Below are 6662 nucleotides of genomic sequence, written 5' to 3'. Positions count from 1 at the left end.
GCGGCCGGCGCGCCGTAGAGGTAACGGCCATTGACCTGGATGGTGGCAGTCTCATCCGGCGCCAGCGGCGTGCTGCTGCCCTTGAGCTCCAGCGCCAGGCGCTCGGGGAGGAAGTCCTCGACGAGGAATTCGTAGACCTGCTTGCGACCACCGCCCAGGTCCAGCAGCAGTTGCCAGCGGCCGGTCGGGGCCTCGGTGGCCAGTTGCAACTGGTACTGGAACAGGCCGTTCTTGTCGGCCTCCCAGACGAACTTGCGGCTGACCTGTTCGTCCGGACGGCGCACTTCCACATTCACCGGCTGGGCCTTCACCGGCTTGCCGTCCTGGTCACGCAGCAGGCCGTTGAGCAGCACAGTCTCGCCCGGGCGGTAGAGGTCGCGCGGACCGAAGATGAAGAACTGCAGAGGGTTGGCCTGGGGGCCGGTGATGTCGAACTCGGCCAGGTCCAGGGCCGCGGTGTTCAGGCGCAGGAGAGTGGTGTGCACGCCCTGGGTGGCGATCAGGGTGTCGGCCTTGGCGGTGATCGGCAGCTGGGCATGGCCGTCGCCGTCGGTCTTGGCTTGGGCCAGCAGCTTGCCCTTGTCGTCGTGCAGTTCGAGGGTGACGTCCTTGAGCGCCTTGCCACCTTCCAGTGCCTGGGCGAACACGTCCAGGCGGTCGCGGTAGCGGTGCGCGGAGACGCCGATGTCGCTCAGGGTGAACAGGGTCGCCGGCTGCGAATAGTCATAGGTGCCCGAGGCGCGCATCACCGCCAGGTACACGCCCGGCTCCTGCAGCGGCTTGATTCCGGCGATCGGCAGCAGCACGGTCTCGCGGGTGTTGCGCGCGGGGTTGAGGTCGAAGCGGCCGCTGTAGACCAGCTCGGCCATCTCCAGGGTTTCCTTGGACTGGTAGTAGTAGAGGCTGGAATTGCGGCCCCAGTTGACCAGGAAGCTGGAAAGCATGTCCGGCTTGATGCGGAAAAACTCGACATCGACCTTGTCGACGTTCAGGGCGATCACCGGCAGGCCTTCGGCCAGGCGCGTGGGCAGCAGCGAACCACGGCTGGCGAAGCCCACGGTGGGCTGCATGTCGCGGGTCTCGAAACGGCTGACCGATTCGGCTTCAAGCTGGTTGCCGTTGACCGAGAGCAGGCCCTTGTCGATGGTCAGGACCATCTTGCGCTGCGGCTCCAGGTGGCGCAGGCGCAGTTCCATCTGATTGTCGGAGAGTTCCCAGGCACCGTCGACCTTGCCCTTTACGGTGTCGACCAGGTGCAGCTTGGCGGCAAAGTCCTGGTTGGCGTCCAGCGGCGCGGAGACGCTGACCGACAGGGTGCTGGCACCGTCGAGCTGGACTTCCGAGACGTCCAGCACAGTCAGCTCGCGGCCCGCGTAGCGCTTGGCGAGCAGCGCCGGGTCTTCGCGCTTGGCCGCCTTGGTTTCGGCGGGCGCAACGGCGGTGGCAGCATCGGCGGGGGCCGATGGCTTGTCCGGCGTGGAAGAATCACAGGCACTGAGCAGGGCCAGCGCGCAGGCCAGCAACAATCCTTTGTTAAGCATTTGAGAGGGGACTCTTCGGCAGCATGTACGTGAGGGAGGCAACTATAGCGCAACGCCGCAGGGCTTACCTGGCGATGCGCGGCAAGTGAGACCCTGTTCGCGCCGATTGGTTGCCTGGTCGGTACAATGGCGTATTTGATCTTGCAAGGGGGCGCGAAGCGGCCCTGCAACGAAGGATTCGCATGTCTTCACTGTCCACCGCCTGGCGCGACCGCCCCACCCACCACAAGGTCTGGGCCCTGGCCGCGCCGATGATCCTGTCCAACATCTCGGTGCCGCTGGTGGCGCTGGTCGACAGCACGGTGATCGGCCACCTGCCCCACGCCCACCAGCTGGGCGCGGTGGCCGTGGGCGCCACGCTGTTCACCTTCATGGTCGGCCTGATGGGCTTCCTGCGCATGGGCTCCACCGGCTTCGCCGCCCAGGCCGCCGGCCGCGCCGACGGCGCCGCGCTGCGTCAAGTGCTGGTGCAGGGGCTGCTGCTGGCACTGGCCTTCGCCCTGCTGATCGGCCTGCTCGCCCTGCCCTTCAGCCAGTTGGCGCTGCACGCGATGCAGCCCAGCGAGGCGCTGCATGCCTCCACCGAGGCATTCTTCCATACGCGCCTGCTCGGCCTGCCGGCGGCGCTGGCCAGCTACGCCCTGGTTGGCTGGTTCCTCGGCACGCAGAACGCCCGGGCGCCGCTGGCGATCCTGCTGACCACCAACCTGCTGAACATCGCCCTGAACCTGTGGTTCGTGCTCGGCCTGGACTGGGGCGTGGTCGGCTCGGCACGGGCCTCGGTGATCGCCGAGTGGTGCGCCGCCCTGCTCGGCCTGGCCCTCACCCGCCCGGCGCTGCGCGCCTACCCCGGGCATATCGCCTGGGCCGCGCTGAAGCGCTGGCAGGCCTGGCGGCCCTTGCTGGCGGTGAACCGCGATATCTTCCTGCGCAGCCTGGCGCTGCAGCTGGTTTTCCTGCTGTTGACCGTGCAGGGTGCACGGCTGGGTGAAGCGACGGTGGCGGCCAATGCCTTGCTGCTCAACGGGCTGATGCTCACCGCCTACGCCCTCGATGGCCTGGCCCATGCGGTCGAGGCGCTGTGTGGGCACGCCATCGGCGCCCGTGATCGCGATGCCCTGAAGCGGGCGCTTGCGGTGGCCTGCGGGTGGTCGTTGATCGTCAGCCTGGGGTTTGCGGTGCTTTTCCTGCTGGGCGGCCATCTGTTCATCGACCTGCAGACCGATATCGCCAGTGTGCGCGAGGCGGCGTATCCGTACTTGCCTTATCTGGCGGTGCTGCCGTTGGTGGCGGTGTGGAGTTATCTGCTGGATGGGCTGTTCATCGGCGCCACCCGGGCGCGAGAGATGCGCAATGCGATGCTGGTGTCGGTGGTGATCGCGTTGCCCGTGGCGGTTGTCATGCGTGGGTTCGGCAACCATGGGTTGTGGTTGTCCTTCTTGCTGTTCATGGCGCTGAGGGCGGTGACGCTGGGGTGGGTGGGGTGGCGGTTACAGCAACGGGATCGTTGGGTTCGGTGAAGCAGGGGGCGCTTTGCGCCCCTTTCGCGACACAAGGCCGCTCCCACAGGGAATCGCGGTCATCTGTAGGAGCGGCCTTGTGTCGCGAAATGAGGGCGAAGCCCTTACCTGCGGGGTTACAGCCACACACAATCCCAATGTGAATACTCGCGCCAACCCTGCACGAATGGGATTGGCAACAATGTACCGGGCAACCGCTTTGACATCCTCTTCCCGCCGCAAGGCCCGGTCGTGATAACCGGTCTGCCAGATGTGCCGCCGTTCGACACCCTCGCGGTATAGCGCATTGCTGCTGCGAGATTTGAACGCACACATCAGTGTGCTCAGGTGGATGTGCCCAAGCTCGACAAGCCAATGCACATGGTCAGGCATCAGGACCCAAGCCAAGGTGCGACAAGCATGTTTCTGATCACAAAGGCGCATCTGGTTGACCACGACTCGGGCGAGATTGAAATCAGCGAACAGCGGTTTGCGGTCGCGGGTAGTGGTTGTCAGCAAATAGTGGCGCCCAGGCTCGGAAACTCGTCCTCGACGTAGAAGATGGGAGTGTGGGCTATCCATGTCGTGCTCCTTTGAACATTGCATTCAAAGTTAGCCGTGGTGGCAAAGTGGACAGCCACTGGATCATTTCTCGATGTGACTTCGGTGAGGGCTTCGCCCTCATTTCGCGACACAAGGCCGCTCCCACAGGTACCGGGATTCCATAAGGAATTGCAATACCTGTGGGAGCGGCCTTGTGTCGCGAAAGGCCCGCAACGCGGGCCCCAGCTTACGAAGACAAGTACGAAGACCGGGTCAACCCAAGCCGCAACGCATCAAGGAACTGCGTGCGCTCGCGCGCGGTGATCCGTGCGCTGGCCACCTTGTCGCGGTAGTGGGTCATCAACTCCTCCGGCGACAGGTGCACGTAGCGCAGCATGTCCTCGATGGTGTCGTGGGTCTCGATGCCGGCGTGGTACACGCTACCGTCGGCGTTCTGGTAGATGTTCACCGAGTCGGTGTCACCAAACAGGTTGTGCATGTCGCCGAGGATTTCCTGGTACGCGCCCACCAGGAACACGCCCAGCAGGTAGTCCTCGCCTTCCTTGACCGCGTGCACCGGCATGCTGGTCTCGATGCTCTGCTCGTCGACGTACTGGTTGATCTTGCCGTCGGAGTCGCAGGTCAAATCCTGCAGCACGGCGCGGCGCAGCGGCTCTTCGTCCAGACGGTGCAGCGGGATGATCGGCAGCACCTGGCCGATGGCCCAGGTGTCCGGCAGGCTCTGAAACACCGAGAAGTTGCAGATGTACTTGTCGGCCAGCTTGTCGTTCAGCTCGTCCAGCACCTGGCGGTGCGAGCGCTGGCGGGCCTTGAGCGAGTTGTGCAGGCGGCGGCACACGGCGAAGTAGCACTGCTCGGCCAGGGCTTTTTCAGCCAGGGTCAGCTTGCCGTCGGCGTACTGCGCGGCCACGTCGCCCATGTAGTGGGTGGCACGCCAGTAGGTCTCGGTGACCATCTCGATGTCGGTGGGGCCGAGCAGGTCGGCCAGCCACTGCACGGTCTCGGGCAGCGACTCCTTGTTCTCGATGGTCGGCATCTCGTCGTTGTGGCTCTCGACGTCGGTCACCTGGATCACCAGCATGGCGTGGTGCGCGGTCAGCGAGCGGCCGCTCTCGGAGAAGATGTGCGGGTGCGGCAGGCCCTGCGCGTCGCAGAACTCCTTGAGCATCCCGACCACCACGCCGGCGTAATCGTCCATGTCGTAGTTGATCGAGCTGGCGTTGCGCGAGTGGGTGCCGTCGTAGTCCACGCCCAGGCCGCCGCCAACGTCGATGTGATCGACCGGCAGGCCCAGGGCGCGCAGCTCGCCGTAGTAGCGGATGGCTTCCTTGAAGCCGTGCTGGTAGTCGGCCAGGTTGGCGATCTGCGAGCCCATGTGGAAGTGCAGCAGGCGGATGCCCTGGTCGAGCCCTGCGTCACGGAAGCGCTGCACCACCGAAATCAGCTGGGCGGCGGACAGGCCGAACTTGGACTTCTCGCCCCCGGTGTCGGCCCACTTGCTCGAGGCCAGCGACGACAGGCGCACGCGCAGGCCGACCTGCGGCTTGACCTTCAGCTCCGCGGCTTCCTCGATCACCAGGGCGACCTCGGATTCCTTCTCGATGACGATGAACACGTTGTGGCCGAGCTTCTGGCCCATCAGCGCCAGGCGGATGAACTCGCGGTCCTTGTAGCCGTTGCAGACGATGGTGCCGCCCTTCGGCGCCAGCGCCAGCACCGCCAGCAGCTCGGGCTTGGAGCCGGCTTCCAGGCCGATGGAGACGTTCTGGGTGGCGATGATGTTCTCGACCACCGCTTCCTGCTGGTTGACCTTGATCGGGTACAGCGCGGTGTACTGGCTCTGGTACTCCAGGCGCGCGATGTTGGCGTCGAAGGCGCCGGTCAGCTGGCGCACGCGGTCCTGCAGGATGTCGGGGAAACGCACCAGCAGCGGCAGCGACAGACCGCTCTGGCGCAGCTCCTGGACCTGCTCGAACAGGTCGATCGGCGCGCTGTCCGGGCCGTTGGGGCGCACTTCGACGCGCCCGGCTTCATTGATGGCGAAATAACCAGCGCCCCAATGGCGGATGCCATAAACACTGCGGCTGTCGGCCACGGTCCACTGGCTACCATCGTCTTTGCGTGTGCGTCGTACGGACATTCAAGTCCCCTGTATGAAAAGTCGATAACACGGCCCCGCTAAGGGCGCAGGCAGTGTAGATACTGAAAATGACGATTCTTCCGTGTCCAGGCATAGACCCTGGCCACCGGAACGAGTTTAGAAAGCACTGGGCAAAAAATCGCGCGGCGGCACTTAGCCGCCGGATTTCTTCGCCTTGAAGCCCTGCTTGATCAGCTCGGCGAGCAACAGCTCGACGTGGTCGCCCTGGATTTCGATGACGCCGTCCTTGAGCGCGCCACCGGTGCCACAGCGACGCTTGAGCGTGCTGGCAAGTTCCTTGAGCGGCTCCAGCGCCAGCGGCACACCGGTGATGGTGGTCACGGTCTTGCCGCCACGGCCTTTGCTTTCACGGCGCACACGGGCAATGCCGTCGCCTTCGGGGATGACCTGCTGCTTGCAGACACAAGCGTCCACCGGCTGGCCACAGTCGGGACAGTGCCGACCGGCATCGGTGGAATATACGAGACCGCCAAGGGCGGCGAGGGAAGAAGCTTTCTTGGCCACTTTTGTTCCTCGGTGCTGAGGACAAAAACTGGTCGGCGGGAGCCGACCGCGAAGCCCCACTCTGGCAGGGGCGGCGCTACTGCCGCAAGGTCATGCGACAGCCCGAAAAGGGCGCGCAGTGTAACGATAAATCTGGCTGTTGCTAAGTACAGGATTGCGCCATTTTACGAAAGTTTTGCGACCTTCCGGCCACTGGGGCCCTTTCGCGACTCCGGGCGTTCCCCCAGGGGCAGCGCAGCCCATCAGATCAGGCCAGCCTGGTACCGCTGCAACGCCACCAGCGAGTCCGGGCAATACGGTCTCTGCGCGCTTTCGGCCTGGGCCTGCTCGACGCTGATGAACCGCGCCTCGATGACCTCCTCGGGCTGCAAGCGCAGCGCCCCGTCCCACACC

The 6662-nt window shown here is 64.9% G+C and carries 4 protein-coding genes and 2 pseudogenes; 1 reads left to right on the top strand and 5 read right to left on the bottom strand.

Annotation, left to right across the window (positions count from 1 at the left end; all coding sequences use genetic code 11):
- The coding region (locus CC207_RS27775) for an MG2 domain-containing protein (protein ID WP_256582117.1) at positions 1–1541 on the bottom strand (1541 nt) is incomplete at its 3' end.
- Between the two features lie 182 nt (positions 1542–1723).
- On the opposite strand from CC207_RS27775, the gene CC207_RS18400 reads away from it, so the two are divergent.
- The gene (locus CC207_RS18400) at positions 1724–3061 is read left to right on the top strand and encodes an MATE family efflux transporter (RefSeq protein WP_088852537.1); all 1338 of its coding nucleotides are present in this window, start codon (positions 1724–1726) and stop codon (positions 3059–3061) included.
- Between the two features lie 116 nt (positions 3062–3177).
- Here the strand turns inward: CC207_RS18400 and CC207_RS18395 are convergent.
- The 4 genes and pseudogenes from CC207_RS18395 to CC207_RS27770 all read right to left on the bottom strand — a co-directional run.
- A pseudogene (locus tag CC207_RS18395) lies at positions 3178–3622 on the bottom strand (transposase).
- Between the two features lie 208 nt (positions 3623–3830).
- Complete coding sequence (gene speA / locus CC207_RS18390) at positions 3831–5744, bottom strand: arginine decarboxylase (RefSeq protein ID WP_028691191.1); 1914 nt, start codon at positions 5742–5744, stop codon at positions 3831–3833.
- Between the two features lie 153 nt (positions 5745–5897).
- Positions 5898–6269, bottom strand: a complete 372-nt coding sequence (locus CC207_RS18385) for a translation initiation factor Sui1 (protein ID WP_062572770.1) — start codon at positions 6267–6269, stop codon at positions 5898–5900.
- A 242-nt stretch (positions 6270–6511) separates the two neighbouring features.
- Positions 6512–6662: pseudogene (locus CC207_RS27770) on the bottom strand (NUDIX hydrolase); the annotation flags it as partial.

It is taken from the genome of Pseudomonas sp. DrBHI1 (genome assembly GCF_002205115.1).
Lineage (GTDB): Bacteria > Pseudomonadota > Gammaproteobacteria > Pseudomonadales > Pseudomonadaceae > Aquipseudomonas > Aquipseudomonas mosselii.
The sequence above is the reverse complement of the archived record's forward strand: the minus strand, read 5'-3'. Positions and strand labels throughout refer to the sequence as shown.